This window comes from Acinetobacter sp. BZX-2, from assembly GCF_055179795.1.
On sequence record NZ_CM143686.1, the window covers coordinates 1146404 to 1172654 of the forward strand.

24 protein-coding genes and 1 pseudogene are annotated in these 26251 nt (G+C 38.3%); 11 read left to right on the plus strand and 14 right to left on the minus strand.

Features of this window, described 5'->3' with window-relative positions:
- The first annotated feature begins 8 nt into the window (after positions 1–8).
- Positions 9–899: a succinate--CoA ligase subunit alpha gene (sucD, locus tag ACY45D_RS05310; RefSeq protein WP_463108758.1), complete on the plus strand. Its 891-nt coding sequence runs from the start codon at positions 9–11 to the stop codon at positions 897–899.
- 85 nt (positions 900–984) lie between these two features.
- Here sucD and ACY45D_RS05315 read toward each other — a convergent pair whose 3' ends face one another.
- Positions 985–1746, minus strand: coding sequence for a 3-oxoacyl-ACP reductase (locus ACY45D_RS05315; protein ID WP_463108759.1), 762 nt, complete (start codon positions 1744–1746; stop codon positions 985–987).
- A gap of 261 nt (positions 1747–2007) precedes the next feature.
- On the opposite strand from ACY45D_RS05315, the gene ACY45D_RS05320 reads away from it, so the two are divergent.
- Together ACY45D_RS05320 and ACY45D_RS05325 are read left to right on the plus strand one after the other, a co-directional pair.
- Complete coding sequence (locus tag ACY45D_RS05320) at positions 2008–2568, plus strand: hypothetical protein (protein ID WP_463108760.1); 561 nt, start codon at positions 2008–2010, stop codon at positions 2566–2568.
- Between the two features lie 138 nt (positions 2569–2706).
- Positions 2707–2952 (plus strand): hypothetical protein, encoded by a 246-nt coding sequence (locus ACY45D_RS05325; protein WP_463108761.1) that lies wholly within the window; start codon positions 2707–2709, stop codon positions 2950–2952.
- 105 nt (positions 2953–3057) lie between these two features.
- Here ACY45D_RS05325 and rsmD read toward each other — a convergent pair whose 3' ends face one another.
- The gene (gene rsmD, locus ACY45D_RS05330; protein ID WP_463108762.1) at positions 3058–3618 is read right to left on the minus strand and encodes a 16S rRNA (guanine(966)-N(2))-methyltransferase RsmD; all 561 of its coding nucleotides are present in this window, start codon (positions 3616–3618) and stop codon (positions 3058–3060) included.
- The gene (gene mrdA / locus ACY45D_RS05335; protein WP_463108763.1) at positions 3611–5701 is read right to left on the minus strand and encodes a penicillin-binding protein 2; all 2091 of its coding nucleotides are present in this window, start codon (positions 5699–5701) and stop codon (positions 3611–3613) included. The genes rsmD and mrdA overlap by 8 nt, the downstream gene beginning before the upstream one ends.
- Before the next feature lie 241 nt (positions 5702–5942).
- Here mrdA and ACY45D_RS05340 point away from each other — a divergent pair, with 241 nt between their 5' ends.
- From ACY45D_RS05340 to ACY45D_RS05355, 4 genes are all read left to right on the plus strand, one after another.
- The gene (locus ACY45D_RS05340) at positions 5943–6485 is read left to right on the plus strand and encodes a hypothetical protein (RefSeq protein WP_463108764.1); all 543 of its coding nucleotides are present in this window, start codon (positions 5943–5945) and stop codon (positions 6483–6485) included.
- Positions 6486–6549: 64 nt separating this feature from the next.
- Positions 6550–7866 carry a hypothetical protein gene (locus ACY45D_RS05345; protein ID WP_463108765.1) on the plus strand — a complete coding sequence of 439 codons (1317 nt, stop codon included), beginning with the start codon at positions 6550–6552 and terminating at the stop codon, positions 7864–7866.
- An 83-nt stretch (positions 7867–7949) separates the two neighbouring features.
- The gene (gene adk / locus ACY45D_RS05350; protein ID WP_120382823.1) at positions 7950–8603 is read left to right on the plus strand and encodes an adenylate kinase; all 654 of its coding nucleotides are present in this window, start codon (positions 7950–7952) and stop codon (positions 8601–8603) included.
- An 87-nt stretch (positions 8604–8690) separates the two neighbouring features.
- Positions 8691–8921: a hypothetical protein gene (locus tag ACY45D_RS05355; protein ID WP_463108766.1), complete on the plus strand. Its 231-nt coding sequence runs from the start codon at positions 8691–8693 to the stop codon at positions 8919–8921.
- An 83-nt stretch (positions 8922–9004) separates the two neighbouring features.
- Here ACY45D_RS05355 and ACY45D_RS05360 read toward each other — a convergent pair whose 3' ends face one another.
- The 3 genes from ACY45D_RS05360 to ACY45D_RS05370 all read right to left on the minus strand — a co-directional run bounded on the left by ACY45D_RS05360 (position 9005) and on the right by ACY45D_RS05370 (position 11140).
- Positions 9005–9514: an N-acetyltransferase family protein gene (locus ACY45D_RS05360; protein WP_463108767.1), complete on the minus strand. Its 510-nt coding sequence runs from the start codon at positions 9512–9514 to the stop codon at positions 9005–9007.
- Positions 9515–9651: 137 nt separating this feature from the next.
- A complete protein-coding gene (gene nth, locus ACY45D_RS05365; protein WP_463108768.1) occupies positions 9652–10332 on the minus strand; it encodes an endonuclease III in 681 nt (226 codons plus the stop codon).
- Between the two features lie 10 nt (positions 10333–10342).
- Positions 10343–11140, minus strand: coding sequence for an RnfABCDGE type electron transport complex subunit B (locus tag ACY45D_RS05370; RefSeq protein WP_463108769.1), 798 nt, complete (start codon positions 11138–11140; stop codon positions 10343–10345).
- A gap of 303 nt (positions 11141–11443) precedes the next feature.
- On the opposite strand from ACY45D_RS05370, the pseudogene gdhA reads away from it, so the two are divergent.
- Positions 11444–12815: pseudogene (gdhA, locus tag ACY45D_RS05375) on the plus strand (NADP-specific glutamate dehydrogenase).
- A 263-nt stretch (positions 12816–13078) separates the two neighbouring features.
- On the opposite strand, the gene ACY45D_RS05380 reads toward gdhA, so the two are convergent.
- The 3 genes from ACY45D_RS05380 to rlmH all read right to left on the minus strand — a co-directional run bounded on the left by ACY45D_RS05380 (position 13079) and on the right by rlmH (position 15574).
- The gene (locus tag ACY45D_RS05380) at positions 13079–13858 is read right to left on the minus strand and encodes a DUF4377 domain-containing protein (RefSeq protein WP_463108770.1); all 780 of its coding nucleotides are present in this window, start codon (positions 13856–13858) and stop codon (positions 13079–13081) included.
- A 147-nt stretch (positions 13859–14005) separates the two neighbouring features.
- Positions 14006–14782 carry a dioxygenase family protein gene (locus ACY45D_RS05385; protein ID WP_463108771.1) on the minus strand — a complete coding sequence of 259 codons (777 nt, stop codon included), beginning with the start codon at positions 14780–14782 and terminating at the stop codon, positions 14006–14008.
- Positions 14783–15091: 309 nt separating this feature from the next.
- Positions 15092–15574, minus strand: coding sequence for a 23S rRNA (pseudouridine(1915)-N(3))-methyltransferase RlmH (gene rlmH, locus ACY45D_RS05390; protein WP_463108772.1), 483 nt, complete (start codon positions 15572–15574; stop codon positions 15092–15094).
- A gap of 202 nt (positions 15575–15776) precedes the next feature.
- Between rlmH and ACY45D_RS05395 the strand changes: the two genes are divergently transcribed.
- Positions 15777–16673, plus strand: coding sequence for a M28 family peptidase (locus ACY45D_RS05395; RefSeq protein WP_463108773.1), 897 nt, complete (start codon positions 15777–15779; stop codon positions 16671–16673).
- Between the two features lie 280 nt (positions 16674–16953).
- Here the strand turns inward: ACY45D_RS05395 and ACY45D_RS05400 are convergent, their stop codons facing one another.
- The 4 genes from ACY45D_RS05400 to ACY45D_RS05415 all read right to left on the minus strand — a co-directional run bounded on the left by ACY45D_RS05400 (position 16954) and on the right by ACY45D_RS05415 (position 21255).
- A complete protein-coding gene (locus ACY45D_RS05400) occupies positions 16954–17331 on the minus strand; it encodes a VOC family protein (protein ID WP_463108774.1) in 378 nt (125 codons plus the stop codon).
- Positions 17332–17553: 222 nt separating this feature from the next.
- Positions 17554–19983, minus strand: a complete 2430-nt coding sequence (gene lon, locus ACY45D_RS05405; RefSeq protein WP_463108775.1) for an endopeptidase La — start codon at positions 19981–19983, stop codon at positions 17554–17556.
- A 298-nt stretch (positions 19984–20281) separates the two neighbouring features.
- Positions 20282–20872, minus strand: a complete 591-nt coding sequence (locus tag ACY45D_RS05410) for a 5-formyltetrahydrofolate cyclo-ligase (RefSeq protein ID WP_463108776.1) — start codon at positions 20870–20872, stop codon at positions 20282–20284.
- A gap of 5 nt (positions 20873–20877) precedes the next feature.
- Positions 20878–21255, minus strand: a complete 378-nt coding sequence (locus ACY45D_RS05415; protein ID WP_463108777.1) for a MerR family transcriptional regulator — start codon at positions 21253–21255, stop codon at positions 20878–20880.
- A gap of 81 nt (positions 21256–21336) precedes the next feature.
- Here ACY45D_RS05415 and ACY45D_RS05420 point away from each other — a divergent pair, with 81 nt between their 5' ends.
- Positions 21337–24270 carry a heavy metal translocating P-type ATPase gene (locus ACY45D_RS05420; protein WP_463108778.1) on the plus strand — a complete coding sequence of 978 codons (2934 nt, stop codon included), beginning with the start codon at positions 21337–21339 and terminating at the stop codon, positions 24268–24270.
- Between the two features lie 152 nt (positions 24271–24422).
- On the opposite strand, the gene rsmI is transcribed toward ACY45D_RS05420, so the two are convergent.
- The gene (rsmI, locus tag ACY45D_RS05425; RefSeq protein WP_463108779.1) at positions 24423–25262 is read right to left on the minus strand and encodes a 16S rRNA (cytidine(1402)-2'-O)-methyltransferase; all 840 of its coding nucleotides are present in this window, start codon (positions 25260–25262) and stop codon (positions 24423–24425) included.
- Positions 25263–25272: 10 nt separating this feature from the next.
- Here rsmI and ACY45D_RS05430 point away from each other — a divergent pair, with 10 nt between their 5' ends.
- Entirely contained in the window at positions 25273–26223 is a 951-nt protein-coding gene (locus tag ACY45D_RS05430; protein ID WP_463108780.1) for a penicillin-binding protein activator, read from the plus strand.
- The last annotated feature ends 28 nt before the right edge of the window (positions 26224–26251 follow it).

Genomic DNA, 26251 nt, shown 5'->3' on the forward strand with positions numbered 1-26251 from the left:
TATCAATCATGAGCGTATTAGTAAATAAAGACACAAAAGTATTGGTACAAGGTTTCACGGGTAAGAATGGTACTTTCCATTCTGAGCAAGCAATTGCATACGGCACAAAAGTTGTAGGTGGTGTAACACCGGGCAAAGGCGGTCAAACGCATATCGGTTTACCTGTTTTTAATACCATGCGTGAAGCTGTAAAAGAAACAGGTGCGAATGCTACATCAATTTATGTACCTGCACCTTTTGTTTTAGATTCTGTAATTGAAGCAATTGACGCAGGCGTTGAGCTGATTGTAGTGATCACAGAAGGCGTACCTACTTTAGACATGCTGAAAGCTAAACGTTACCTTGAAACGTATGGTAATAATGCACGTTTAATCGGCCCTAACTGTCCAGGGATTATCACACCGGGTGAATGTAAGATCGGCATTATGCCTGGTCATATTCATCAACCAGGTAAAATCGGGATTATCTCTCGTTCTGGTACATTGACTTATGAAGCTGTTGCTCAAACAACTAAGCTTGGTTTAGGTCAGTCTACCTGTATCGGTATTGGTGGTGATCCAATTCCGGGTATGAACCAAATTGATTGCTTAAAACTATTCCAAGAAGATCCACAAACTGAAGCGATTATCATGATTGGTGAGATTGGTGGTACAGCGGAAGAAGAAGCTGCTGAATATATCAAATCTAACGTGACTAAGCCTGTAGTGGGCTACATCGCAGGTGTAACTGCGCCTAAAGGTAAACGTATGGGTCACGCTGGTGCGATCATTTCTGGCGGTCAAGGTACTGCTGAAGAGAAGTTCGCTGCATTTGAAAGAGCGGGAATGGCTTACACGCGTAGTCCAGCTGAGCTTGGTTCAACCATGCATGAATTGTTGAAAAGTAAAGGTTTAGTTTAAAGCTTAGTGTTTTAAATTAAATACAGAAATGGGAGTCAATTGACTCCCATTTTTTTTGGAATGCGCATTTAAAAGTTTAAGCAGATTAACCTTTTACTAAACTACCATCGACAATTAAGTTTTGACCCGTCACTGCACGTGACCATGGCGATAAAAACATTAATACAGCATCAGCAAATTGTTCAGGTGTGGTCACTTGCTGAAGGGGTGTCGATGTTGCAATCAAGTCAAAGACTTGGTCTGGTGTTGCATCACTGGCATCAGTTTTACGCAATAAACCACCTGACAGCATATTTACATTTATACCGTATTGACCTAAATCATGCGAAGTTGTACGTGTAAAAGCCAAAAGCGCAGCTTTCGCAGCAGTATAGTCATGATAAGGCACTACAGGGTTTTGAACTAAATTGGTTCCAATATTAATAATTCGCCCAAAGTGATCTTTTTTCATGTCATCTAAAGCGGCTTGAGTCGTGTTTAATGCAGCTTTCACAGCGCTGTCCAGTTGCTGCTGCATGCTATTCCAGCTTAAAGTTTCAACTTTTGGACGTTGATCACCGTTAAATTTAAAAGATAGCAAAGCATTGTTGACCACTGAAGTAATGGCGTGTCCATAATGCAATTTTGCTTTTGCAAACATGGTCTTAATTTGCTCAGCATCAGTGATATCAGCTTTGTAAATAAAAACCTGATCTGGATGATCCTTTGCGAGTTGTTGTGCCGATTCTTCACTATTGAAATAGTTCACAACAACTCTAGCACCTTCACGAATCAGTGCATGGGTAATGGCGAGTCCTAAGCCACGCGCACCGCCAGTGACAAGAATAATTTGATCACGTATTTCCATAATTGAAACCCAATTGTGATAGGGGAATCTTGATCTTAACATTAATTGTGAATATATTTGTTCTTGTTTATCTGATGTTGAAATATTACATAAAATCAGCATGTTATTTTTAAAAAGGTGAGAGGTTTTTGTTGTTGATATAATCTTTAAAATGATTAAAAGACGGGGTATTGAAATCAACTGATTTATAAGACAGCATCTTATTTAAAATCATAATTGTGCTATATTTTATAAACTTGTCTTTAACAAGATGAAATTGAAATGAAAAGTATCATCTGTAACCTAGTCCTGTCTTTTACTATGATTGGGCAGGGTTACGCAGCTGATATGTTATTCGTTGATCGAGAATCCGATTTAGAACCTAATCAACAGTATATTTATATAAATAATCAAGTGACTGAGGCAACACCTGAATTTAAGCAAGAAGCGCTATTTAATATTCAAACACATGAAAATAGCCTAAGCAATTTGAATGAGCAGCAAAATAACAATTTTTTTGAGCAAGCAACGGAGCAGAAAAAACTAGCTGAAGAACATGACCAAGAGGTCATGGACTATTCAATTCTCAATAATGAATTTTATAAAAATGATCGGCTGAAAATTTTCAATTACACCGCTTATAATATGCAACAACTTAAGAATACTTTGTTAAATCCAACCAATTCAAATACCAGCGGAACTGAATTAACCATTTCTTTTGGCTATGGTATGGAATTTAAAATCAATGCTTTAAACAGACTGGGTTATGAATATATTTCTAGCTTTCCTTATGATCGTGGGCAGTTATTACGTGTGTATTGGGTTCGAACTTTAACGTATTAATTTTAAAATAATCACATTTCTAACTTTTCAATCATGAATAAAAAATGTTGAACGTTCTACAACTTGAAACATAGGCTTGCATAGATCTCCATCCTTTCTCATTAAATTAGACATATTAGTCGAATAGGATGTTCAGCCATGATTAAAAAAATGCTATTGCTTAGTTTAGTTGGGATTTCACTCACGGGATGTATTGTTGCGCCTTATGATGATTATCCAGATCGTTATGATCAACGCCATGAGCACAGGCATGATTCTGATGGTCGTTGGGATCGACATGATCGAAATCGTTGGGAGCATAGGCGTGATGATGATCGATATAACCATGACCGTCATGATTGGAATAAAGATCATCGAGACTGGAATAAAGATCGTCGAGATTGAAAACTGCTAAATATTCGAATGTTCTAATCAATAAAAAATGGGCAATTTCAGCCCATTTTTTATTGTATTGGTAGTTATTTAAAATTGATTCTCAGAACTATTTATTCAAATTATTTTTTTAAACAGTCCAGCATGTACAACACCCGCTCTAGTCTGTTTTTGTAATTGCCATGATGCAGGTAGTGTCAATTGGTGTAATGCACGATCTGCTTCTACATAAATCAATGCATCATTTTTAAGATATTGATCAGCTTTTTGAGCAAGTTCTTCCCATAAGTTGAGGTTATATGGCGGATCTAGAAAGACGACATCAAATTGTTCATTCATACCCAATAAAGTCTGCTGAGCCGTTTGCTGTTTTAATTGGCAGTTTTCAGCTTTTAGTAATTGAATGTTATCTTTCAATATCTTGGCTTGTTTGGGATGAGGTTCAACCATAATCACTTGACGAGCGCCACGAGATAATGCTTCAAAACCGAGTGCGCCTGAGCCTGCACAGAGGTCTAGCACGTTGGCGTTTTGAATATCCCACATTAACCAATTGAACAAGGTTTCACGCACACGATCAGGTGTTGGACGTAAGCCATCAACATCAGCGAAGGGGAGAACACGACGTTTCCATTCTCCACCAATAATACGTAATTGATTCTTTACTTTATTATTCACTAATATCTGCCTGAGTTGCTGGTGAAGCTGTTTGCGGTGTAGGCGTCGAAGCTGTTGAATTGGTCGTGTTGCCAGTATTCGCACGAGTTGTATTCTGTATTGCAGTATTTTGAGTCACTGCGTTTGGTTTAGGCTTAGGCATAGCATTTGGATTGGCCGATAATGTGATATCACCACTTGGTAATTCACCCGGTTTAATCCCAGCAGTCATCAAGCCACCACTCATTTGATGACTGAGTGGTACAAGTGGTTTTTTCTTGCGTGTTAATAACCAATAATCAAATACTGGGCGTGCAAGTTGAGCTGCTGAACCACCGTGCTTACCATTTTCCCAAATGACAGCAATCGCAATTTCAGGGTTTTCAGCTGGTGCGAAACCGACAAATAAACCATGATCGAGTTGACGCTCAGTTAATAGTGCTTCGTTATAACGTTTACCTTGCGCAATACTTTTAACCTGTGCTGTGCCTGTTTTACCTGCAATTTGATACATCGGTGTGCGAATACCACGTCCCGTACCTGTCTGGATTACGTCGACCATTGCATCACGCATTTTGACCCAGTCGGCATCTGTTCCACTGAAATTAATTTTACCTGTCGGCGCATTCAGTACAGGATGTTTTTTAGCACCTTTAGATTCACGTAATACATGTGGGATCACATGCGCACCGTGGTTGGCTGTAATTGCGGTTGCCATTGCCAATTGTAATGGTGTTGCGGTAAATGCACCCTGACCGATACTTACAGAAATGGTTTCGCCTTTTAACCACTTGCTTTTTCGAGTGCGCATTTTCCATTCTGGACTTGGGTATAGGCCTGAACTTTCACTCGGTAAATCTACCCCAGTTTTTTCACCAAAACCAAATTGGCGCATCCATTCATTCATCTTATCGATACCCATTTGATAAGAAAGAATATAAAAATAAGTATCACAAGACACGACAATGGATTTATGCATATTGACGCTGCCATGACCTGTTTTTTTCCAGTCACGGAATTTATGCGAATCACCCGGTAGATGGAAATAACCCGGATCTGAAATAGCAGTATTCCAGTCTACAGTTTTATAATGAATCCCACCCATGGCTTCCATAGGTTTAATAGTCGAACCGGGCGGGTAAGAACCTTGAACAGCACGGTTATATAAAGGCTGATCTAAGTTGTCACGTAGGGCGCTATAATCAGCCGTACCGATTCCCGTAACGAATAAATTGGGGTTAAAACTAGGGCTTGAGACCAAAGCAAGAATTTCCCCAGTACGTGGGTCAATCGCGACAATTGCGCCACGGCGATCTTTCAGTTGTTCTGCGGCAATCGTTTGTAAACCATAATCTAATGATAGATATAAATCATTACCACGAGTCGATTCTTTACGACCCAAATGACGGAGTACATTTCCGTGTGCGTCAGCTTCGATCGACTCATAACCCGGTACGCCATGCAATAAATCCTCATAAGATTTTTCAACACCAATTTTCCCGATCAGGTTAGTGCCAGCATAGCTGTCTTTATCAATTGATTTTAATTCTTTGTCGTTAATACGCCCCACATAACCAATCACATGAGCAAATAATTCACCATGTGGGTAATAACGTGTCATCTGAGTTTCAATATTGACACCGGGGAACTGAAACTTGATTTCACTAAAACGTGCAATATCAGTTTCAGTTAGATTCAGCTTTAAAGTAACCCGTTCTGTTTTTTTAGAGGTTTTAATTCGACTCTTAAAGCGATCAATATCTTCTTGGCTAAGATTTAAAATAGGAGTAAGACGTTGAACTGTTTCGTCAATATCTTCTACATCCGCTCGACTAAGTGTTGCTGTAAAAACGGGGTAATTGTCTGCGAGTAGAATACCGTTGCGATCATAAATATAACCACGAGCAGGGGCAATCGGTTGTAAACGGATACGGTTTTTGTCGGAAGCTTCACTAAACTCTTGATGATGGAAAATCTGTAAATAAGCATAACGAGAAATCAGTAGGCACATAAAAAATGACACGATTCCAATCGCAAAAAACACGCGGCTGCGAAAAATGCGTTTTTCTTGTTGAACATTTTTGAGAGGAAACTGCTGCTTCATACGTCGTCGGCTTAAAGTACTCAAAAGAGAGATTATTGCGGGGCGGAACATTTTACCCCAAAAATGTAGATAATGATAAAAAACCTAACATTCTAAATGAAAAATAAATATGACTTTGACTTTGCAGACAGTAAATTTATGGTGATTTGTATATGAGTGATAAAATAATTCTGTTAAAGTCAAAAAATTACGGATAAATAAATTCGACCTAAGTAAAAGGTTAGGGGTAATGGAGAAAATAATGAAAAAAATATTTCCCTTATTATTGCTAGTAGCAATAGGAAATTTTGCGCATGCGACCAGCAGAGATAGTTTGCCAAGAGATGTGGAAAAGTTTTTACCAGAAGCAAAAATTAAACCAGAAGATGCATCTAAATGGAATCTTGGGGCTGGTGTTACACAGAAAATGATTCATGTGAATGGTGAGTGGGTCAATCCTTATGGGATTGCTTACGTTAAGCTAGGTTCATTCTACAATGATGATCATGCATTCGGTGGGCAGATTGGTTATCGTATACCTGTCGCTTTGAATGGAACGGATAAAAATGGTTTTTACCTCGGTGTTTACGGCGGATCTTTGCAAAGTAAATCTGTAGATGGAAAAGATGAAGTTCAATATGGTGCAGGTGGCGATTTGTCTTATGTATTGTTAAATAAAGAGCGTATCAGTACTTTCAGTGTGGGCATCGGTGCAGGCAGTGAATTACATGATAAAAATGGCAAGATGATTGTGGAAACAAGACCACAAATACAATTTGCTTACACATTAAGTGTAGGCTTTTAAAATTGATAATGATGTTATGAATACCTTTTGCCCGCAAATATTGAAATAAATACGAGAGTCATGCATGTTGGAATACGTTAGTGATTTGTGGCACGCTTTTACAGCCCGACCAGATCATCTTGCCATATTAAGTATCATTCCTGTGACCGCCTTTGTAACATGGGCGCACGTGTGGATGGCCTTGAAAATGGTCTTTTATCCAATTAAATTCTGGGGTTTTCATATCGGCCCATTGCCCGTAGGTTGGCAAGGCATTGTGCCACGTAAAGCTGGACGCATCTCTGGTATTATTACCGATAATACTTTGTCAAAATTAGGATCACTCAAGGAGTTTCTTGAGGCGATGGATCCTGAGGACATGGCTCGTATCATCGGTGAACAGGTGGGTTTTGAGTTGGAACATTTGATTGATGAAGTGATGATCGATCGTAATGCAACTTTGTGGGAAAACCTGCCTTATTCGATTAAGCGTAGAATTTATAATCAAGCACATAAACAGATGCCGGGGATTCTAAAAGAACTCGTGACTGAGCTTACGATGAGCGTGGAATCTTTGGTGGACATGAAAGAAATGATTGTTCGCCAAATGGAAGGTGATCGTCGTTTAATGGTGTATATGTTCCTGAAAGTGGGACAAAAAGAAATTAACTTCATTTGGCATATCAGTGCGTTAATTGGAGCATTCTTTGGTATTTTTCAAATGTTTGTTTATGTATTTGTACCACAACATTGGACAGTTCCATTTTTCGCAGCGATTTGGGGCTTCTTGACCAACTGGATCGCAATCTGGATGGTGTTTAACCCTGTAGAACCGCATTATGTACGTTATCCTCAATTTTTTGAGTTAACTAAAAATCGCAAATTTCCATGGATTAAGCCTGTCATTCCTCGTATCGGAACGTATAATGTGCAAGGTGCTTTTATGAAGCGCCAAGAAGAAGTTTCTGATGTTTTTGCAAGTGTAGTCACAGAAGACCTAATTACGTTAAAATCGATCATGAGCGAAATGATGTATGGGCCCAAAAAAGACAAAACACGACGTATTATCAAACGTCATGTCAATGTTATTATGGAATCGCCTTTAATTCGTACTGCTTTGCAATTGTCAATAGGTCCGAGTGAATACGCAAAGCTCAAGACAGACTTGATTGATCGATCAATTGAAATTACGATGGTACCTGTTTGCGACCCTGCGTTTAATGCGAGCCGTGCAAAGAAAATCTTTCAGATGTTTAAAGAACGTATTCGTGAATTAACACCGACAGAGTTTCAAAACTTATTACGTCCCGCTTTTCGGGAAGATGAATGGATTTTGATTGTATTGGGCGGTGTCACTGGATTTTTTGCAGGTTTAATACATTTGTTTGTGGCTTTCATATAATTTAGATGCCATTCCGATGACAAATATAAATTTGTCATGGCAAACGGTATCATACATTTTGTTTTAAATGAGGATGTTTTTTTATGCGCATTATATTACTTGGACCACCTGGAGCAGGCAAAGGTACACAAGCTCAGTTGATCTGTAAGCGCTACAATATCCCACAAATTTCAACCGGTGATATGCTCCGTGCTGCGATTCGTGAAGGTACTGAATTAGGTCTTAAAGCTAAAAGTGTAATGGAGTCAGGTGGTTTAGTCTCTGACGAACTTATCATCGGTTTAGTGAAAGAACGTATTGCACAACCTGATTGTGTAAACGGTTGTATCTTTGACGGTTTCCCGCGTACCATTCCTCAAGCTGATGCTTTAGAAAAAGAAGGCATTACCATCGATCACGTTATCGAAATTGATGTACCTGATGAAGAAATCGTAAAACGTCTTTCAGGTCGCCGTCAGCATCCTGCTTCTGGTCGTGTTTATCATACAATTTATAATCCACCTAAAGTGGAAGGTAAAGATGATGAAACGGGTGAAGACCTTGTTCAACGTCCAGATGACGAAGAAGCAACGATTCGTAAGCGTTTAGGTTCTTACCATACTGAAACTGAACAGCTTGTTGGTTTCTACCAAGGTCGTGCAGCTTCTGGTGAAAATGCACCAACGTATGACAAGTTGAATGGCTTACGTGCGATCGAAGAAGTTCAAAAAGATTTATTTGCAATCTTAGATAAATAAGACTGCATTCAAAGCGTGATTTAAAGCTTTGACAATCAAAGAGACCTGATTCATATTAGGTTTCTTTTTTTATGTGAAGTTTTATTCATGAAAATTGCACTTTTTGGATTGGTGATCGTCTGTGTTATTGGTCTACTTGCTTTGTTGTGGATGAGCTTTAAATTACTTCGTAAGGCACAAAAAGAGGAATTAGCTGAGCGCCGTGAGTTGCATAAATCTGGGCAAAGCCAAACTGGTCAGTATCAGGTGCATCCGCAAGTGGCTGAAGAACATAAGCGTTTGGAAAAATTAAGAAAAGAGTTGGAAAATAAATGTTAATAATTTTGCGTTAAGATAAGTATTTAAGTATTAAGGTTTTTTAAAAAATTTTTAGATATTCATTTGTAAAATAAAGGCTCAGATTAATTTGCATCTTTATTTAAGAACAAGACCATTAAGATTTCATCTTGATAACCTATTTCGCTTTTCATAGCACGTGGTTCCGTCCCATAGCTTTGAAATCCATGCTTTTTATAGAACTGAATGGCGAGATCATTGGTTGATACGACCGAAAGCATAATTTGTTCAACAGAATCTTGTGCATAGTTCAGAACAGTTTGTAAAAGTTGTGTTGCGATGCCTTGGTTTCTATATTGCGGTTCAATATAAAAACCATAAATATTGGCTTTGTGAGCACTTTTTAAGCCCGACTCTTGCAGAAAAATAATTACCCCGACGATTTGCTGTTCATGATAAGCCGCAAAAATAATACTCTTTTCAATGCGTTCAGCAAACAGGGCTAAAGGACGTTGTGATTCAACAGCATAGGTCGAACCGAACATTTCAGGATTGCTTTTCAGTCCTGAAAGTCGAATTGTTCTGAAGTCATTGGCATCATGGATGTCGAGTTGTCGAATATTTATTTCTGTCATTTTCTATTTTTTGAAAAAATACTTTAAGTCAATTATAGCGTTCCATTAAATTTTATTTCAATTTGAAGATGATATTCAGTAATCAAAAAAATCATTAAAACAGATAGATATAAAAGACATGTATATCAATATTGAACTTAAAGATTCTCCTTTATTTCCTTCACTGCCCCAAACTCATATCGATCAGGCCAATTACATACATGCGAAACCACACATTCAGCGCATTTTGGTTTACGTGCAATACAGCAATAACGGCCATGTAAAATTAACCAATGGTGTGAATCTAAGATAAATTCTTTGGGAATCACCTTGATGAGTCGATGTTCTACTTCTAAAACATTCTTACCAACAGCCAAACCTGTACGATTTCCTACACGAAAGATATGTGTATCTACTGCCATTGCTGCTTGACCAAAGGCAGTGTTGAGCACCACATTGGCAGTTTTACGTCCGACTCCTGGTAGAGCTTCTAAATCAGCACGATTATCGGGAACTTGGCTATGATGTTTTTCAATGAGGATCTTACACGCTTTGATCACATTTTCTGCTTTAGAATTATATAGACCAATGGTTTTTATATATTCTTTTAAACCATCCACACCAAGTGCATAAATCTTTTCGGGTGTATTCGCAACTGGAAACAGTTTATCTGTTGCTTTATTGACACTCACATCGGTTGCTTGAGCTGACAGTGTGACTGCTACCAATAGCTCGAATGGAGAAGAATAATTTAGTTCTGTTTCAGGATGAGGACGTTGTTCACGCAAAATTTCAAAAAAAGTTTGGATCTGTTTTTTAGTCATATTTTTAACAGTCACAATATTCTCCTCAATAACGATTCTGTAGTGTCGTTAATTGTTGTTGCAATTCATTCAATTGCGCTAATTTTTTATCATCTGCTCGTACAGAAAGCTGCTTTTCAAGTTTTTTAATTTGAGTACGAAGTTTGGCTAACTCAATTGTAGTTTTAGCATCAATTGCTGTCGTCGTTTCAGCTGGTTTTTGGCTGATTTCTATAGATGGAACAGCTTGGACTTGTGTAGAAAATTGTGCAAATAATTGTGTATCAATTTCTGCACGAACGACTGGACCCTTACGGTGAATTCGTTGTTTTTCTTCTCGTTGAATATGCGCATAGTAACGATTTCTTAAATCATTCTGCTCTAAAATGCGATGTTCTTCATTGGGTAATGCTTGAATATCTTCAATGAGATCGATGCAATCGACAGGACAAGGCGGAATACAAAGCTCACAACCTGTACATAAGTCAGTCAGTACAGTATGCATCAATTTACCCGATCCGATGATGGCATCTACAGGGCAGGCACTTATACATTTGGTACAGCCAATGCATTCGTCTTCACGAATCACAGCTTTCATACGTTGTGGTCGACCATCTGTTTGTATGGGCCATACACTTTCTTCAGCAGTCAGTTTCGCTCGATTCAGCAGTTCTGCCAAGGCATCTGCAACAGGTTGGCCTCCCGGAACGCATTTATTGGCCTCTTCACCTTGGACAATAGATTGTGCATAAGGAAGGCAGCCATCGCGATGACCACAGAGACCACATTGAGTTTGGGGAAGCAGTGCATCAACTTGCTGAATAAGAGAAATTTGCGAATTCATCGGATAAAAATTTGCTAGGCCTGAAAAGGTAAATACAAGGGAAATAAGCTGAGTATTTTAGCATATTTTTATCGTATTTTTTTGACCTAAAATAAGGCTAAATATGTTCAAAAATAATGCATTTTATTAATCATAAATCATTAAAAAATAGACTGAATGAATATACTAAAATTTATTAATTTAAAATTATTTAATTGAAAATAAATATTATTTTAAAAATATTGAAAAATTGTTGTGATTTCTTGATAAAAGGGATTAAATGCTTTGCGCCAAAATGTATCTTTTTAAAATTATTGCCCAGTTTTGATTCACCTTTTCTGAGGATTGTGCGTTGAAATATACTAGCCTAAATGACTTCTTAAATTACGTTAAAGCACGTGATCCCAATCAACCCGAATTTTTACAAGCTGTAGAAGAAGTAATGACCAGTTTATGGCCATTTATTGAAAAGCATCCTGAATATGCTGAACATGGTTTATTAGAACGATTGGTAGAGCCTGAACGTGTAATTCAGTTCCGTGTTGCTTGGGTAGATGATCGAGGACAAACACAGGTCAACCGTGCATTCCGCGTTCAATTCAATGCCGCAATTGGACCTTTCAAAGGGGGAATGCGTTTTCATCCATCTGTGAATCTGTCTATTTTAAAATTTTTAGGCTTTGAACAGACGTTTAAGAATGCTTTAACGACACTGCCTATGGGTGGTGGTAAAGGCGGTTCAGACTTCGATCCTAAAGGGAAATCCGAAGGTGAAATTATGCGTTTCTGCCAAGCTTTGGTCATAGAATTGTATCGCCATTTGGGCTCAAACACGGATATTCCTGCGGGCGATATTGGTGTAGGTGGCCGTGAAGTGGGTTATATGGCTGGTATGATGAAGAAGCTCAGCAATGACACTTCTTGTGTATTTACAGGCAAGGGTCTATCTTTCGGCGGCTCTTTAGCTCGTCCTGAAGCAACAGGTTTTGGCACGGTGTATTTTGCTGAGGAAATGCTAAAAACACGTGGTGAAAGCTTTAAAGGCAAAATTGTTACCATTTCAGGTTCAGGAAATGTGGCTCAATTTGCCGCTGAAAAAGCCATGTATTTGGGTGCGAAAGTGGTTTCACTTTCAGACTCAAATGGTACGGTTTACTTGAAAAATGGTTTTACCAATGAATTGCTTGCAGAAGTGATGGAACTTAAGAATGTAAAACGTGGTCGTATTTCTGAGTTTGCTTCTAAACATGGTTTTGAGTATTTGGAAGGGCAACGTCCTTGGTCAATCAAGTGTGATATCGCATTACCTTGTGCCACTCAAAATGAATTAAATGAAGAAGATGCAATCATGCTACTGGCAAATGGCACGATGTGTGTTGCTGAAGGTGCAAATATGCCTTCCACACTCGATGCTGTTGAAAAATTTGTCGAAGCGAAGATTCTTTATGCCCCAGGTAAAGCATCCAATGCAGGTGGTGTTGCAACCTCTGGTCTTGAAATGTCTCAAAATGCGATTCGTTTGGGTTGGACTTTTGAAGAGGTTGATGAACGTTTACATGCGATTATGAAAGAAATTCATCGTAATTGTATGAAATATGGTACACAGGATGATGGCACTGTGAACTATGTCAATGGAGCAAATATTGCAGGCTTTGTAAAAGTTGCCGATGCAATGCTCGCTCAGGGTGTTTTTTAGTTTTAGTATGTTGTAGTGCTGAAAAAAACCGATGCAAAAGCATTAATGCTGATCAGTTAAGCCTTTTTAAATCCTCCCCAACCCTCCTTTGATAAAGGAGGGAGTACCAAGAATCTAAAATTATTTTAAATTCTCAGTAGTTCCCCTCTTTTTTAAAGAGGGGTTAGGGGAGATTCTTAGATGAGTAGCTACTAAATTACTCTTAACTGACTGGCATTAATGCAAAAGCATCGGTTTTTATTCATGTTTAAATTTTGAGGAACTTAGAGCGTTCCTTTTACAGATTCACGTTCAATAATCATGTCTTGTACATAAGCGTATTTTGACTGATCAGCGGCAGGATTCTTGATTTCATAACGTTTGATACGAACCACTTGGCGTTCATTTGGACGATGCGTAAAGCCATCGATATTGTCATAGAAGAAAGTCCAATCTTTATCGACTTGAGTTTTTACGCCGTTATCCGCATATTTAATTTCACGAACCAATAAGCATTGTTTCTTCATTACACCCGCTGAACATTCTTTAGTTTCTGGGCTAATTTCCAAGAAAATGGTTTGACCTTCAGATTGATATTTTGTTTCAGCTGTCATTTGACCTGTAAATATAAATTTTTCACCTGTTGGTGCAACGATGGTTAATGTTGGTTTTTCAACATCAGTCGTGTCGAGTACAAATGGAACTTTACGATCTTGGAATAACGCAACGGAAGCTTGTTCTTGTTTCATCAGTTCAGGTGAACACATCATTTGGGTGCTCATTAAGTTTCCGACTGAAAGCAAACCATTTTCAATTTTCCAAGAAGAACCTTGCGTATTACAACCTGTTGCAATACTTAAACGTTGTTCATCAAAATGCAAAACGATCGGTTTTGTTGAACCAGTGGGTTGATATGACCATTGATAAGCGCTCAATGTCTGATTGGCATTGTTTTGTTGTTGTAATACTTTCACAGCAGTATCACCTAAAGTTTGAATATCCCCAGATTGACATGCTGCAAGTGCAAATGGAAGAACAGCCAAAGCTAAATATTTGAATTTCATGTTTTAATCACGTTTAAAAAGCATAGCAATAGGATAAAGCATCAATCCTGAAAAGATATGGATACATTTTATGAATTCAGTTTCAATATGTATCCATTCAGCTAAAACTTAAACAAAAATTAAAAAAATGTGATGAAATTGTTCATATTAGTCAAAACGATAGATGTCCATGCCTAATGCACCCATAGAAAAACTACTATGTACAATACTGAAACGAGGCCCTGTACCCATTGCAAAAAATAGCGGTGCAAAGTGCTCAATCGTTGGGTGATTTTTTGCAACATAGGGAATATTTTGCCAGTCTAAAACAGCATCATATTGGTTATGTGTTAATTTATTGACTACATAATTACGGAAGGTTGATGCCCATTCAGGTACATTGTCGTTATTACCATTCCAAGAAAGTTCTCTCAAGTTATGGGTAATGCTGCCTGAACCAATCAATAAAATTTGTTTTTCACGTAAAGGTGCAAGAGTCTGACCGATTTTATAGATTTCATCAGCCCCCATATTCATTGGCAATGAAATTTCAACCACAGCGATATCTGCATCTGGATACATGTGCAATAACGGCATCCAAACCCCGTGATCACGCGGTCGAGTACTGTTTGCATGCGCAGGAATGTGCGCTTCAGCCAATAAATGAAGTATTTCTTCTGCAAGTTCAGGATGACCCGGAGCAGGGTAGCGCATTTCATAAAGTGCTGGTGGAAAACCTTTAAAATCATGCCATGTTTCAGGACGCACACCCGTATTTACTTCGAGTGCATTACTTTCCCAATGGGCTGACATGACGATAATCGCACGTGGTTTTGGAAGGTTTAAACTTAAACGATGCAATGCAGGCCCAACTTGTTCAGGATCAAGCGCGAGCATAGGTGAGCCGTGTGAAATAAATAAACCAGGGAGTGTTTGTAAATTCATATCGATAGCCTAAAACTGTGTGCACCCATAAATTTAACTGAGTTTGGTTAAATCTATTCAGTTGCTTATTCAAAATAATCAATAACAGATTGGGGGGGAAGCATCTCATTTATATCATTGTGATATATCAAATCTTTTGGATAAAAAGATAGATATATGCATGTTTGATATTGTTTAACAACGCTCTAATTCCTAACAACAATAATGTCAAAGATTCAACAATGATATAAGCCCTTTTATTTCAACAGAATGTTGCATCTATGCAACGCTCATGGTGTTTGTGGCTGCATTGTGCGAAGTAACTAAGCTTTAACCTGCCCGATGGTATGGATGATTATGATTAATTGTCATGGCACGATAGAGTTGTTCGATGAGCATAACTCGAACCATAGGGTGCGGCAGGGTTAGTTTGGACAATGACCAGTGCCAAGCCGCTGCTTTACGCACAGCTTCCGAATGACCATCTGGTCCACCAATCGCTAAAACAACATCATTTCCTTCAAGCATCCAAGTCTTCATGGTTTCCGCCAATTTCTCAGTACTAAACTCACGACCGCCGACTTCAAGTGCGATTAAAACTTCATTTTGTTTTAGCGCAGCCAGTATGCTGTCACCTTCAATTTGACGATATTTTAAAATATCTGCTTCTGAATCATTTTTGCCACGTTTTGCCATGGGTAATTCAAGGATTTGTGTCTGTACAAAAGGCTGAATTCGTTTGAAATAGTCTTCAAAACCTGTAAGTACCCAAGCAGGCATTTTTTGACCAATGGTAAGAATACGGATTTTCATATTAACAATTTCTAACGTGGCAATAGTGCATTATAACGCTATATTGATCTTTCTCAGGATGAGAATCAGGACGGTTTTTAAATAACAGGGTTCAAATAACAAGCAATTACCGCATTAACATTCAAAATTGGGTTTATCGATGCAATTTCAAGATGTCTTCAATACGATTTTAAAACGGCTTATGCTGCTTTTAGTGAGCTGTATGTCAATATACAGCTATGCCGATAACAATATTTATCGCCAAGCCGATACTTATCGTTTAAAAAATTATTTAAATCGTATTATTGCGCCGCATGCGTTTAGGAATCATCAAAATATTCAAGAGTTAGATCGTGTAGCAGCCTATATCAAACAACAAGTTGAGCAATTTGCGATACCTTGTGAATATCAAACTTATCAAGTTGCAGCTAAAACTTATCGTAATGTGATTTGTCATTTGCAGACAGGAAATGCTCAAAAAGTCATTATCGGTGCACATTATGATGTTTATGGAAATTTTAAAGGTGCGGATGATAATGCTTCAGGCGTAGCAGGTGTAATTGAAACGGCTCGTATTCTGGCAATCAACAAGACGCGCCTAAAACAAAATGTGGATTTTGTATTTTATACCTTGGAAGAACCGCCTTATTTCCGAACCGAAAACATGGGCAGCTATGTGCATGCTAAATCTATTCTGAATCAAAAAGATCAGATTCAGGCCGTCTATATTTTAGAAATGATCGGTTACTTTGATCATAAACCAGTACAAGATTATCCATCAGGTTTGGCTTTGTTTTACCCCAAGCATGGTAATTTTATTGGTGCTGTCAGTAATTTTGGTTCACGAAATTTAAGTGAAAATTATTGTGATTCAATGAAATCAATTCGACAGTTAGATTGTCAGCGTTTAATTGCGCCATCATTTGTACAAGGTGTTGATTTTTCAGACCATTTGAATTATTGGAATTTTGAAATTCCTGCGATTATGATCACAGACACTGCTTTTTTTAGAAATAAACATTATCACACCAAGGATGATACTGTTGAAAAGTTGAATCTAAATAAAATGGCTGAAGTGGTGAATGGTTTGGCTTATGTACTTTTAGAAAAGAATAAATAGTTTCTAAATGTGGGTTAAAATGCACTTTTTTAGCACATAAAAAAACACAGTCTTAAAAGTTAGACTGTGTTTTAACTTCTAATCGTCTGGAGAATCGGCTAGAAGTTAATCAACTACAAACAGAAATATACTCTCTATAGAGATGAGGGTATTTTGCGATTATTCAAGTAGTTTGGATGGTTTCTCTGCTTAAAATTTAAACACATTTTCAAGCAATTTGAAATATCAAATGACACAATTTATGAAAAAGAATTTTCTTTACTCAACTGTATTCATTTGACTATTTCATTGAATGTACGCCAAAGTTATTACCTTCGGTGTCGATTCCTAACAGAATATAACCATGTTCACCAATGGAGGTTTTTGCTTGTTGTATTTGTCCTCCCGCAGCTTCAATTCTTGCTTGTTCAATTGCACAGTCTTCACTACTAAAGTAAATAATGGTGCTATTTGAACCCGCAGGCATTCCTTCCATTTTTACCAATGCTCCAGTTGCACCATATTGTTGCATATCGGAAGGAAAAGTCCACATTTCCATCGATGTGTCATTGGGATCACTCAGTTGAGTCAGTTGTAGATTGAATAAGGATTCATAGAATTGTTTCGCTCTATTCATATCATTGACATAGATTTCGAACCAATATATTGGATTTGACATGTGTGTATTCCTTTTATTTTAGATTAAACTGATGATTCAGCATTATTATTCAAGCCTATTGATTATGCGGCAATGTACAAGCAGTAAAATTTGAATATTGTAAAGGGGCAGTATATCGTGCAGTTTTTTTGTATAGATAGCGACTATCTATCAGATTTATAAAATAAAAAAAGAGCGCCGTAGCGCTCTTTAATTTTGTATCAAGCTTTATATCACCAAAGCTTAATGACGTGCTGCTTTTTTGCTGTCGTCAACGGCTTTCACGATCGGCGCTTTGACCAATGGCTTAGGTTGTTCAACCAATGCAAGTGGAAGAATCTCATCGATGCTTTTCACTGCTTTAATTTCCAAACCATCTTTCACGTTTTGTGGAATTTCAGCCAAATCACGTACATTGTCTTGTGGGATAAAGACCAGTTTTACGCCACCGCGATGTGCAGCTAGAAGCTTCTCTTTTAAGCCACCAATACGCATTGCACGGCCACCTAAGCTAGTTTCACCTGTCATCGCAATATCAGGACGAATTGCAATTCCTGTAAATGCGGAAACAAGAGCAGTGGTCAATGCTAAACCTGCAGACGGTCCATCTTTCGGTGTAGCACCTTCAGGTAAATGCACGTGTACATCAGTTTCCTCAAAACGCGAAGCTTCAATACCCAGTTCATCTGCACGAGTACGAACAACCGTCATTGCAGCGGTAATTGATTCCTTCATTACGTCACCGAGTGAACCCGTGGTAATGAATTTTCCTTTACCTTTGACTGCTGCAACTTCAATGGTGAGTAATTCACCACCAACAGAAGTCCAAGCCAAGCCATTTACACGACCGATTTGTGCTTCAGTTTCAGCCATACCGTAATCGAACTTATGCGCACCCAAGTATTCTGGTAAGTTTTCAGCGGTTACATCGATATGTAAATTTTTCGCTTTCTTACTTACAGATTCTTTCACTACTTTACGTGCAATTTTCGATACTTCACGTTCAAGGTTACGCACACCTGCTTCACGTGTATAACGACGCACGATGTCACGAATTGCTTCTTCATGAACAGTCAATTCTTTAGCACGTAAACCATTGTTCTTAATTGCTTTTGGAACAAGGTAGCGGTCTGCAATATTGACTTTTTCATCTTCGGTATAACCCGGAAGACGAATCACTTCCATACGGTCTAAAAGCGCCTCTGGAATGTTCATGCTGTTTGCAGTACAGATGAACATCACTTCAGACAAATCAAGATCGAGATCTAAATAGTGATCGTTGAATTTACTGTTTTGTGATGGATCTAATACTTCAAGCAATGCAGATGCAGGGTCGCCACGGTAGTCTTGTGCCATTTTGTCAATTTCGTCGAGTAAGAACAGTGGGTTCTTCACGCCAACTTTTGTCAAAGACTGCACAATTTTACCTGGCATCGCACCGATATAAGTACGACGGTGACCACGGATTTCTGCTTCGTCACGTACGCCACCTAAAGCCATACGTACAAATTCACGACCTGTTGCTTTTGCAATTGATTCACCTAGTGAAGTTTTACCGACACCTGGAGGACCAACTAAGCAAAGGATTGGACCACGAAGTTTTTTGACACGTGATTGAACAGCTAAGTATTCAACAATACGTTCTTTGACTTCATCCAAACCATAGTGGTCTGTGTCCAAAATTTCCTGAGCTTTCGGCAAGTTAATGCTGACTTTGCTCGCTTTATTCCAAGGCGTATCTAAAATCGCCTCAATATAGTTACGAACGACAGCAGCTTCACTTGACGCAGGTTGCATTGCTTTCAGTTTACGGAATTCGTTTTCAGCTTTTTTACGTACATGCTCGGGTAAATCAGCTTCAGCTAATCGTTTTTCGATTTCTGCAACGTCATCTTCCGCACCACCATTCATGTCAGAAAGTTCACGCTGAATCACCTTCATCTTTTCATTGAGGAAGTATTCGCGTTGGTTTTTCTCCATTTGGCGTTTTACAGAGTCATGTAAAGTTTGTTCAATCTGTTGTTCTTCAGATTGTTGTAACAAATAAGTCATTAACTCTTGTAAATGCGCTTCGAACTCATCGTGTTCTAAGAATTTTTGTTTTACATCAATATTCAAAGGGACACGAGTTGCAACGAAGAATAATAATTGCAATAAATCATCTATCTTATTTGCCGCAGCGATTAACTCACGTGCATTACGCAATTTTGCTTCTGCGTATTGGGAGAATAGTGCACGTAATTCTTCGACACGTGTTGCTTGAGTTGATGCATTAACATCAACAGTCATCGGGCTTAATGCATGTTCAGCAGAGAGGTATTCATCATTGTCAATGATTTCAACCAATTTAGAACGATGTAAGCCTTCAATTAATACTTTTATACAGTTTTCATCGTTTTCGTGATTCACAACTTGCACGATCTTCGCGACAGTACCGTATTGATATAAGTTGTCGTGATCAATTTCTTCTGTAAGCGAATCTTTTTGTGCAACCACAAATACTAAATTGTCACTGTTACGAGCCACATCAACTGCATTGATCGATTTTTCACGACCTACAAATAGCGCAATTTGCATGTGTGGATAAACCACAACATCGCGTAACGCTAAAAGCGGTAATACACTTGGAACCTGTAGCTCTAAGCTTTCTTGATTCATAATAATCTCAGACATGGGCACTCCTAATGAGTGACAACGGTGTTGCCATGTTTTTTATAGTGATTGCTATTTTAAAAATTACAAGGGCATTGCCGAATAAAAAGCGAAATTATTTGCAAGTCCTTGATTCTATATTGGGTCTTTATGGTTGAATTGGCTGAACTGTCAGCGGAATAACTTTTATTCTTAGCTTATTTAGTGCTATTTTTATGAAAAATAATGCTAAGCATTGTTGCCAAGATCACAATATTTTTATCTAAAAATATGCCATTTACCGTGATTTTTACAGATAATAAAAATAATTTTTCAGCTGTTATTTACGCCGAAAATAGAAAGTCTTCGATGGACAAATAAAAGCATCTAAAGCTTGATCCCAAGCATGACGATCTAAACTTAGATCTAAGTACTGAAAATCATGGCCTAAGCCTAGGCGGAAAGGTTTGTGTGGTGCAGAAGCCAATGTTCGGTCATAAAATCCACCGCCCATGCCCATACGTGTGCCATAACGGTCACAGGCGAGTAAGGGCATGATTAATAAGTCTAAATGTGAAACATGAATGCCACGACTTGCCATGGGTTCAAGCATTCCCAAAGGATGTAAGCTAAATCGTTTATTTCGGTAGATATTTTTTGAAATTTTCACCCAAACTAAATGATGATTCATATTACAAATCATGGGCAAGTAAACTGTTTTATTCAGCGCAAAGCATTGCTCTATTATTTTTTTTGTCTGTATTTCACCAAAGGCATCTAAATATAATCCGATTTTTTGCGCCGCATGAAATTGAGGACATTTTAAAATTTTTTGTAAACATTGAGTCGTAGAAATACTGTGCTGAAAACGGTTGAGGTTGCGGCGTTGTTTTCTTAATTTTTGTCGTAAAGTTGAAGTTTGCTGAGTCATAAAAATTACTGTTTTAACGCTTTTAAAATTGGACAACAATTTTCTGTTGTGGTTTTACATTCATCAATCCAAGTACTTAGACGTATTTTAAGCGATTCTAACTCATGAATGCGTTGATCAATTTTTTCTAAGCGTTGTTGAATCACATGACGGACTTGTTCACGGTCATTGAGTTGTAAATTTAATAACTCTTGAACTTCACTCAATTGTAGACCTGCATCTTTGGCTTTTTGAATAAAACTCAATGTTTCAACATCTTGATCATTGTAATAACGATAGTTTGATGTGGTTTCAGGCACACGTAATAAGCCAATCCGTTGATAATAACGGATCGTTTCCACACTCACATGACATTGTTTTGCAAGTTTTCCAATCGTGATCATAAAAACCTCAAAAAGACTTGACTCTGTACCTAGGTACAGAGTTTATCTTAACACAATCAAGAAAGAAAAGAGGTGAGTCTGATGAGTGGGCATGAAAAATCAAATTGCTGTTCGGGGCAGAAATCTACATTAGAGTTGGTCAAAACCGACCCTGTGTGTGGCATGAATGTGTCTGAAGACTCAGCGCATTCTTTTGAGTTTGAAAATAAAAAATACTTATTCTGTAGTGATCGCTGCAAACAGAAGTTTATGCAAAATCCGCAAAGTTATTTGCCAAAAGATCAACAATCAGCGTCTTCAGCTTGCTGTGGTGAAACACCAGAAGTTAAAAAAATAGCCTCTTGCTGTGGAACTGATCAAGCTGAAGCTAAAACTGAATATATTGATCCTGTCTGTAAAATGACCGTAACGGATTTAAGCAAGCCACATACAAATTATCAGGGTGAAACCTACTATTTCTGTTGCAATGGTTGTTTGAATAAATTTACGACAAACCCTGAACAATATTTACATCCACAAGTTGAAACAACGTCAGGCTGTGGTTGTAGCAGTAAAACTAAGCCTTTAGCAGAAGCTCAAGTAGAAGAAATTCAGCCAAAAAACGCTGCATGTTGTGGTGGGAAAAAACCTGAGCCTATAAAAACATCCAGTTGTTGTGGTGGAAGCCATGCTCCACACAATGCTTCGCAGTCTATGCCTGATCATGCTTTGCATAACCACCATTCGCACGATCATCATGCTCATTCAACGGGTACAGCGATTGATCCTGTTTGTGGAATGTCAGTTGATCAAAGCACAGATTTAAAAACAGATTATCAAGGTCAAACTTATTATTTTTGCCATCCTTCTTGTTTGAATAAATTTAAACATGATCCTGAACCTTATCTGATTCCGATGGAGCAACGTGTTGCACCAGAAGGCATGGATGATGTGTTATTCACCTGTCCAATGGACCCTGAAATTGTGCAAAAAGGGCCGGGAACTTGTCCAATTTGTGGTATGGCTTTAGAGCCTATGCAACCGACTTTGGATGAGGGGCCAAATCCTGAATTGGTCGATTTTTCAAATCGTTTTTGGAAAACTTTGCCATTAACACTGATCGTTTTTGTATTGGCAATGGGCTCACATATTCACGCTTTTATTCCACAACATATTCAGCCGTGGATTGAATTGGTGTTATCTATTCCTGTGGTGCTTTGGGCAGGATGGCCATTTTTAGAGCGTTGCTGGATTTCATATAAAACTTGGCATTTAAATATGTGGAGTTTGATCGGTGTTGGGATTCTTGCAGCATTTATTTACAGTGTAGTGGCAACCATTTTCCCATCACTGATCCCGATGGAAGCCAAGACAGGGCATGGTGTTGCGGTCTATTTCGAAGCTGCATGTATGATCGTGTCTTTGAGTTTGCTCGGTCAAATCATGGAGTTGAAAGCACGTTCTAAAACAGCAGATTCTTTACGTGCTTTACTTAAGTTGCAACCCAATAAAGCCAAACGTATTGAAAATGGGCAAGCTGTTGAAGTGGATATTGCGCAAATACAACAGGGTGATATTTTACAGATTTCATCGGGCGAGCAAGTTCCTTTAGATGGTGTTGTTCTTGAAGGTAAAACCTATATTGATGAATCGATGATGACAGGTGAGCCTGTTCCTGTGAAAAAGGAAAAGGGTGATCATGTGATTGGCGGAACAGTCAATCAACAAGGTTCGATTCGTATTGAAACCACAGCAGTGGGGACGCAAACCACACTTGCTAAAATGATTCAAATCGTGGCAGATGCACAGCGTTCAAAAGCACCATTACAGAAAATGGCAGATGTAGTTGCCAAATACTTTGTCATGATCGTTTTGGCGATTAGTGCTTTCACCTTTATAGCATGGATGGTGTTTGGTGGGGCGAATTTTGATTTAGCCTTGATGTGTGCTGTTGCAGTACTCATTATTGCATGTCCATGTGCTTTAGGGCTTGCCACACCAATGTCTGTGATGGCAACCACAGGTCGTGCTGCGCAAAAAGGTGTGTTGTTTAAAAATGCTGAGGCGATTGAAGCTTTGAGTAAGGTTAATGTTGTTGTCGTGGATAAAACAGGAACATTAACTGAAGGTAAACCAAGTTTGAAAGAGGTTAAATTGTTGTCTGATCAAATAGATCAACAGCAAGCTGAGCGTTGGATTGCTTCCTTAGAACAGTATTCAACCCATCCAATTGCACAGACCTTAACAAAGTTGGTCGAACCCAAAGATTTAATTCAAATTAATGATTTTGAAGATGTGACTGGTTTTGGTGTTAAAGGTACGATTGATGGGCAAATGATTTATGTCGGAAGTCAAAAGCTTTTGCAAAACTTAAATTTAAACATGGATGCAAATACGCTACAGCAAATCGAGCAGATTCGAGAAACAGGTAATGTATTGAGTTTCTTGGCCAATGAGCAAACAGTTTTAGCGTATATCGCCATCCACGATGCGATTAAAGCCAATGCCAAACAGGTGATCGATCAGCTACATGCGGATGGTATTGAAGTGATTATGGCAACAGGTGACCATGAAAAGAATGCACAATTGGTGGCAAAAGAATTGGGTATTCAACATGTGTATGGCAACTGTGATCCCACTGAGAAATTGAATATTGTGAAACAGTATCAATCACAAGGTAAAGTTGTGGCAATGGCTGGAGATGGCATCAATGATGCACCCGCTTTGGCACAGGCTGATGTGGGGATTGCAATGGGTACGGGGACAGATATTGCCAAACAAACAGGGCAAGTGACTTTGGTTAAAGGTGATATTCGTGGTGTTGCAGATGCTTTACATATGGCAAAGCAGGGTGTGCGTAATATGAAGCAGAATCTTGCATTTTCCTTTGTTTATAATGGTTTAGGTGTGCCTGTGGCAGCAGGTATTTTCTATCCTTTAACTGGTTTGTTGTTGACGCCGATGCTGGCAGCAGTCGCAATGTCGTTGAGTTCATTGTCTGTGGTAATTAATGCGTTGAGATTGAATAAATCTTAATGATTTTGATTGTATATTGTTGAAATTAAAAAGTTCAGGATATCTGATAAATCCTCCCCAACCCTCCTTTTTCAAAGGTGAGGAGCATGCTCCACAAGGGGGAGGATTTAAAAGTTTCTAAATTTTTACAGGGTCTTTTTTTTGTGATGTGCTTAAGATTTATCCGTCAATTCTAAAGCACGTTGATAAGCAACCTTTTTCTTAATGCCAGTTAAATCCGCAGCCAATTGTGAAGCGGCTTTAACTGAAAGATCTTCAAGTAAACGTAGTAATAGCTTATCCAATTTTTCTTGATCTAGATCTTTTTCAGTTGGTGCGCCACCAATCACCAATACAATTTCACCTTTTTGCTGATTGCGATCATTTTCAATAAAACTGACCAATTCTGACAATGTCATTTTTTTAATGGTTTCAAAGGTCTTGGTAATTTCACGAGCAAAACCAACAGGGCGATCTGCACCGAACACATTCGCCATGTCTTTGACACTGTCCAAAATACGATGTGGCGCTTCGTAGATGATCATGGTTTGAGTTTCATTTTTTAATTTTTCGAGTTGTAATAAACGTTGAGACTGCTTTGAAGATAAAAAGCCTTCAAAACTAAAGCGGTCACTCGGTAAGCCTACAGCACTCAACGCAGCAATTGCGGCACATGCACCCGGTACAGGAATCACACGGATATTATTTTCCTGAGCAGCACGAACCAACTTAAAACCAGGGTCACTAATTAAAGGTGTACCTGCATCACTCACAAGTGCAACATTATCACCATTTTTTAATTTTTCGATAAGTATATCAATTTTGTTACTTTCATTGTGATCGTGGCACGCTGTGAGCGGAGTTGATATATTATAGTGTTTTAATAATTGAGCAGATTGGCGTGTATCTTCTGCCGCAATCACTGAAACAGACTTTAAAATTTCAATAGAACGAAAAGTCATATCATCTAAGTGCCCAATTGGGGTCGCTACGACAAATAATTGAGCACTCATAAGGTTCTCCATGAAGAATAAAATAGTATTGAATTGTATAAAAAGAATGGCGTTGCTAGGAATAATTGGATCTACAATCCAAATTCATGCAGAGGTATTGGTTATTTTACCCGAAACTGGCCCTATGTCGCGAGCGGGTTTAAGTATCAAACAGGGTATATTAAGTGCATATCAAGTTGGGAATAACAATATTCCATTAAAATTTGTCAATTCAGAACAGAAATCACTCAAATTAATTTTGAAGCAGAATGTCAATAAAAAGACGCAAATGATTATCGGCCCATTGGCTCGGCCTGATGTAGAAGCTTTAATTAAGCTTAAACCTAAAGTGCCTGTTTTGGCGTTGAATGAGGTTTATCCGACCCATAAAAATGTTTGGCAATATAGTCTTTCAAAAAATGATGATGCTTTAGCACTGTTGGATTATATTCACCATGATCAGGTTTCAAAACTCTATGTGGTTCGTGAGAAGGGGGCTGAAGCGGAGTCAATTAACTTTCTCAATGCTTTATTTTTGAATTATCGAGGCGAGGTTGATCCAGTTGAACAAATGCCGAAAGTGAGCGCGAGTAATGAAGGGGTTTTGTTGCTAGGTTCAAATGAATGGTTGTCTAGTTTAAAGAAATTACAGAAAAAGAATATTTATACACAAGCGATTGCGGTCAATGAAAAAAAAGCTTTACCGAAGGGCATGAAGTTTTGTGATGTCCCTGCATTGTATATCGCTGAATGGAGCGATGTGATTCAAGCTTATAAAGAGAAACCGACCTCATTACCGTATCAACGATTGTATGCATTTGGTGGCGATGCATGGCATATTGCTGAACATTTTGTACTTAACCCAAAGGCTAAAAATTTAACGTTTAGTGGTCGGACTGGAAAAATTAAAATTGAAGCTAATCGTGTTGAGCGTATTCCGCAGTGTTTTGAACGCTCTAAAAGCAATTTAGTGGCATTGTAGATTCTGATCGATCATAAAATTACAGTAT

Bases quoted from the DNA above. Each gene is read 5' to 3' on its own strand.
- sucD (WP_463108758.1), top strand. From the start codon at position 9: ATGAGCGTATTAGTAAATAAAGACACAAAAGTATTGGTACAAGGTTTC.
- ACY45D_RS05315 (WP_463108759.1), bottom strand. From the start codon at position 1,746: ATGGAAATACGTGATCAAATTATTCTTGTCACTGGCGGTGCGCGTGGC.
- ACY45D_RS05320 (WP_463108760.1), top strand. From the start codon at position 2,008: ATGAAAAGTATCATCTGTAACCTAGTCCTGTCTTTTACTATGATTGGG.
- ACY45D_RS05325 (WP_463108761.1), top strand. From the start codon at position 2,707: ATGATTAAAAAAATGCTATTGCTTAGTTTAGTTGGGATTTCACTCACG.
- mrdA (WP_463108763.1), bottom strand. From the start codon at position 5,701: ATGAAGCAGCAGTTTCCTCTCAAAAATGTTCAACAAGAAAAACGCATT.
- ACY45D_RS05340 (WP_463108764.1), top strand. From the start codon at position 5,943: ATGAAAAAAATATTTCCCTTATTATTGCTAGTAGCAATAGGAAATTTT.
- ACY45D_RS05345 (WP_463108765.1), top strand. From the start codon at position 6,550: ATGTTGGAATACGTTAGTGATTTGTGGCACGCTTTTACAGCCCGACCA.
- adk (WP_120382823.1), top strand. From the start codon at position 7,950: ATGCGCATTATATTACTTGGACCACCTGGAGCAGGCAAAGGTACACAA.
- ACY45D_RS05355 (WP_463108766.1), top strand. From the start codon at position 8,691: ATGAAAATTGCACTTTTTGGATTGGTGATCGTCTGTGTTATTGGTCTA.
- ACY45D_RS05360 (WP_463108767.1), bottom strand. From the start codon at position 9,514: ATGACAGAAATAAATATTCGACAACTCGACATCCATGATGCCAATGAC.
- ACY45D_RS05370 (WP_463108769.1), bottom strand. From the start codon at position 11,140: ATGAATTCGCAAATTTCTCTTATTCAGCAAGTTGATGCACTGCTTCCC.
- ACY45D_RS05380 (WP_463108770.1), bottom strand. From the start codon at position 13,858: ATGAAATTCAAATATTTAGCTTTGGCTGTTCTTCCATTTGCACTTGCA.
- ACY45D_RS05385 (WP_463108771.1), bottom strand. From the start codon at position 14,782: ATGAATTTACAAACACTCCCTGGTTTATTTATTTCACACGGCTCACCT.
- rlmH (WP_463108772.1), bottom strand. From the start codon at position 15,574: ATGAAAATCCGTATTCTTACCATTGGTCAAAAAATGCCTGCTTGGGTA.
- ACY45D_RS05395 (WP_463108773.1), top strand. From the start codon at position 15,777: ATGTCAATATACAGCTATGCCGATAACAATATTTATCGCCAAGCCGAT.
- ACY45D_RS05400 (WP_463108774.1), bottom strand. From the start codon at position 17,331: ATGTCAAATCCAATATATTGGTTCGAAATCTATGTCAATGATATGAAT.
- lon (WP_463108775.1), bottom strand. From the start codon at position 19,983: ATGTCTGAGATTATTATGAATCAAGAAAGCTTAGAGCTACAGGTTCCA.
- ACY45D_RS05410 (WP_463108776.1), bottom strand. From the start codon at position 20,872: ATGACTCAGCAAACTTCAACTTTACGACAAAAATTAAGAAAACAACGC.
- ACY45D_RS05415 (WP_463108777.1), bottom strand. From the start codon at position 21,255: ATGATCACGATTGGAAAACTTGCAAAACAATGTCATGTGAGTGTGGAA.
- ACY45D_RS05420 (WP_463108778.1), top strand. From the start codon at position 21,337: ATGAGTGGGCATGAAAAATCAAATTGCTGTTCGGGGCAGAAATCTACA.
- rsmI (WP_463108779.1), bottom strand. From the start codon at position 25,262: ATGAGTGCTCAATTATTTGTCGTAGCGACCCCAATTGGGCACTTAGAT.
- ACY45D_RS05430 (WP_463108780.1), top strand. From the start codon at position 25,273: ATGAAGAATAAAATAGTATTGAATTGTATAAAAAGAATGGCGTTGCTA.